A 3382-nucleotide genomic window follows, 5' to 3' on the forward strand; every position below is an offset into this window, starting at 1 on the left:
ATGGGTGGTTGGTCGTTGTTTGAGAACTGCACAGTGGACGCGAGCATCTGTGGCCAAGTTTTTAAGGGCGCACGGTGGATGCCTTGGCACCAGGAACCGATGAAGGACGTGGGAGGCCACGATAGGCCCCGGGGAGTCGTCAACCAGGCTTTGATCCGGGGGTGTCCGAATGGGGAAACCCGGCAGTCGTCATGGGCTGTCACCCTTGCCTGAACACATAGGGCAAGTGGAGGGAACGCGGGGAAGTGAAACATCTCAGTACCCGCAGGAAGAGAAAACAACCGTGATTCCGGGAGTAGTGGCGAGCGAAACCGGATGAGGCCAAACCGTATGCGTGTGAGACCCGGCAGGGGTTGCGCATGCGGGGTTGTGGGATTTCTCTTGACCGGTCTGCCGGCCGGTCGGCGAGTCAGAAACCGTATGGATAGGCGAAGGGCATGCGAAAGGCCCGGCGTAGAGGGTAAGACCCCCGTAGTCGAAATCTGTACGGCTCGTTTGAGAAACACCCAAGTAGCACGGGGCCCGAGAAATCCCGTGTGAATCTGGCGGGACCACCCGCTAAGCCTAAATATTCCCTGGTGACCGATAGCGGATAGTACCGTGAGGGAATGGTGAAAAGTACCGCGGGAGCGGAGTGAAATAGTACCTGAAACCGTGTGCCTACAAGCCGTGGGAGCGTCGGACGGAGAGCTTGCTCTTCGTCTCGTGACTGCGTGCCTTTTGAAGAATGAGCCTGCGAGTTTGCGGTGTGTTGCGAGGTTAACCCGGGTGGGGTAGCCGTAGCGAAAGCGAGTCCGAACAGGGCGCCTTTAGTAGCACGCTCAAGACCCGAAGCGGAGTGATCTAGCCATGGGCAGGTTGAAGCGGAGGTAAGACTTCGTGGAGGACCGAACCCACCAGGGTTGAAAACCTGGGGGATGACCTGTGGTTAGGGGTGAAAGGCCAATCAAACTCCGTGATAGCTGGTTCTCCCCGAAATGCATTTAGGTGCAGCGTCGTGTGTTTCTTGCCGGAGGTAGAGCACTGGATAGGCGATGGGCCCTACCGGGTTACTGACCTTAGCCAAACTCCGAATGCCGGTAAGTGAGAGCGCGGCAGTGAGACTGTGGGGGATAAGCTCCATGGTCGAGAGGGAAACAGCCCAGAGCATCGACTAAGGCCCCTAAGCGTACGCTAAGTGGGAAAGGATGTGGAGTCGCAGAGACAACCAGGAGGTTGGCTTAGAAGCAGCCACCCTTGAAAGAGTGCGTAATAGCTCACTGGTCTAGTGATTCCGCGCCGACAATGTAGCGGGGCTCAAGCGTACCGCCGAAGTCGTGTCATTGCGATATGTACCCCCAACGGGGATCGTGATGGGTAGGGGAGCGTCGTGTGCCGGGTGAAGCAGCGCCGGAAGGCAGTTGTGGACGGTTCACGAGTGAGAATGCAGGCATGAGTAGCGATTCACACGTGAGAAACGTGTGCGCCGATTGACTAAGGGTTCCTGGGTCAAGCTGATCTGCCCAGGGTAAGTCGGGACCTAAGGCGAGGCCGACAGGCGTAGTCGATGGATAACCGGTTGATATTCCGGTACCCGCTGTGAAGCGTCAAACATCGAGCATCGTGATGCTAAGGCCGTGAAGCCGCCCCTGATCTCTTCGGAGTGAGGGGGAGTGGTGGAGCCGCCGGCCCAAGCGGTTAGTAGGTGAGTGATGGGGTGACGCAGGAAGGTAGTCCATCCCGGGCGGTGGTTGTCCCGGGGTAAGGGTGTAGGCCGTGCGATAGGCAAATCCGTCGCACATGGGGCTGAGACCTGATGCCGAGCCGATTGTGGTGAAGTGGATGATCCTATGCTGTCGAGAAAAGCCTCTAGCGAGTTTCATGGCGGCCCGTACCCTAAACCGACTCAGGTGGTCAGGTAGAGAATACCGAGGCGTTCGGGTGAACTATGGTTAAGGAACTCGGCAAAATGCCCCCGTAACTTCGGGAGAAGGGGGGCCACACCCGGTGATCCGATTTACTCGGTGAGCTGGGGGTGGCCGCAGAGACCAGCGAGAAGCGACTGTTTACTAAAAACACAGGTCCGTGCGAAGCCGTAAGGCGATGTATACGGACTGACGCCTGCCCGGTGCTGGAACGTTAAGGGGACCGGTTAGCTCACCTTCGGGTGGGCGAAGCTGAGAACTTAAGCGCCAGTAAACGGCGGTGGTAACTATAACCATCCTAAGGTAGCGAAATTCCTTGTCGGGTAAGTTCCGACCTGCACGAATGGCGTAACGACTTCTCGACTGTCTCAACCATAGGCCCGGTGAAATTGCACTACGAGTAAAGATGCTCGTTTCGCGCAGCAGGACGGAAAGACCCCGGGACCTTTACTACAGTTTGATATTGGTGTTCGGTTCGGCTTGTGTAGGATAGCTGGGAGACTGTGAAAGCCATACGCCAGTATGGTGGGAGTCGTCGTTGAAATACCAGTCTGGTCGTGCTGGATGTCTAACCTGGGTCCGTGATCCGGATCAGGGACAGTGTCTGATGGGTAGTTTAACTGGGGCGGTTGCCTCCTAAAGGGTAACGGAGGCGCCCAAAGGTTCCCTCAGCCTGGTTGGCAATCAGGTGTTGAGTGTAAGTGCACAAGGGAGCTTGACTGTGAGACCGACGGGTCGAGCAGGGACGAAAGTCGGGACTAGTGATCCGGCGGTGGCTTGTGGAAGCGCCGTCGCTCAACGGATAAAAGGTACCCCGGGGATAACAGGCTGATCTTCCCCAAGAGTCCATATCGACGGGATGGTTTGGCACCTCGATGTCGGCTCGTCGCATCCTGGGGCTGGAGTCGGTCCCAAGGGTTGGGCTGTTCGCCCATTAAAGCGGTACGCGAGCTGGGTTTAGAACGTCGTGAGACAGTTCGGTCCCTATCCGCTGTGCGCGTAGGAGTCTTGAGAAGGGCTGTCCCTAGTACGAGAGGACCGGGACGGACGAACCTCTGGTGTGCCAGTTGTTCTGCCAAGGGCATGGCTGGTTGGCTACGTTCGGGAGGGATAACCGCTGAAAGCATCTAAGCGGGAAGCCTGCTTCGAGATGAGGACTCCCACCTCCTAGAGAGGGTAAGGCTCCCAGTAGACGACTGGGTTGATAGGCCGGATATGGAAGCACGGTAACGTGTGGAGTTGACCGGTACTAATAGGCCGAGGGCTTGTCCTCAGTTGCTCGCGTCCACTGTGTTGGTTCTGAAACCACGAACAACCCCACGCCCGGAAACGGTGTGGTGCGGTTGTCAGTTTCATAGTGTTTCGGTGGTCATAGCGTAGGGGAAACGCCCGGTTACATTCCGAACCCGGAAGCTAAGCCTTACAGCGCCGATGGTACTGCAGGGGGGACCCTGTGGGAGAGTAGGACGCCGCCGAAC

The 3382-nt window shown here is 57.5% G+C and carries 2 rRNA genes; both read left to right on the top strand.

The window, feature by feature from the left end:
- Positions 1-51 precede the first annotated feature (51 nt).
- A 23S ribosomal RNA gene (locus AB0A94_RS38425) occupies positions 52-3177 on the top strand.
- 88 nt (positions 3178-3265) lie between these two features.
- Positions 3266-3382, top strand: a 5S ribosomal RNA gene (gene rrf, locus AB0A94_RS38430).

The sequence above is a fragment of the Streptomyces sp. NPDC044984 genome (assembly GCF_040646935.1).
In the GTDB taxonomy this organism is placed as follows: Bacteria; Actinomycetota; Actinomycetes; order Streptomycetales; family Streptomycetaceae; genus Streptomyces.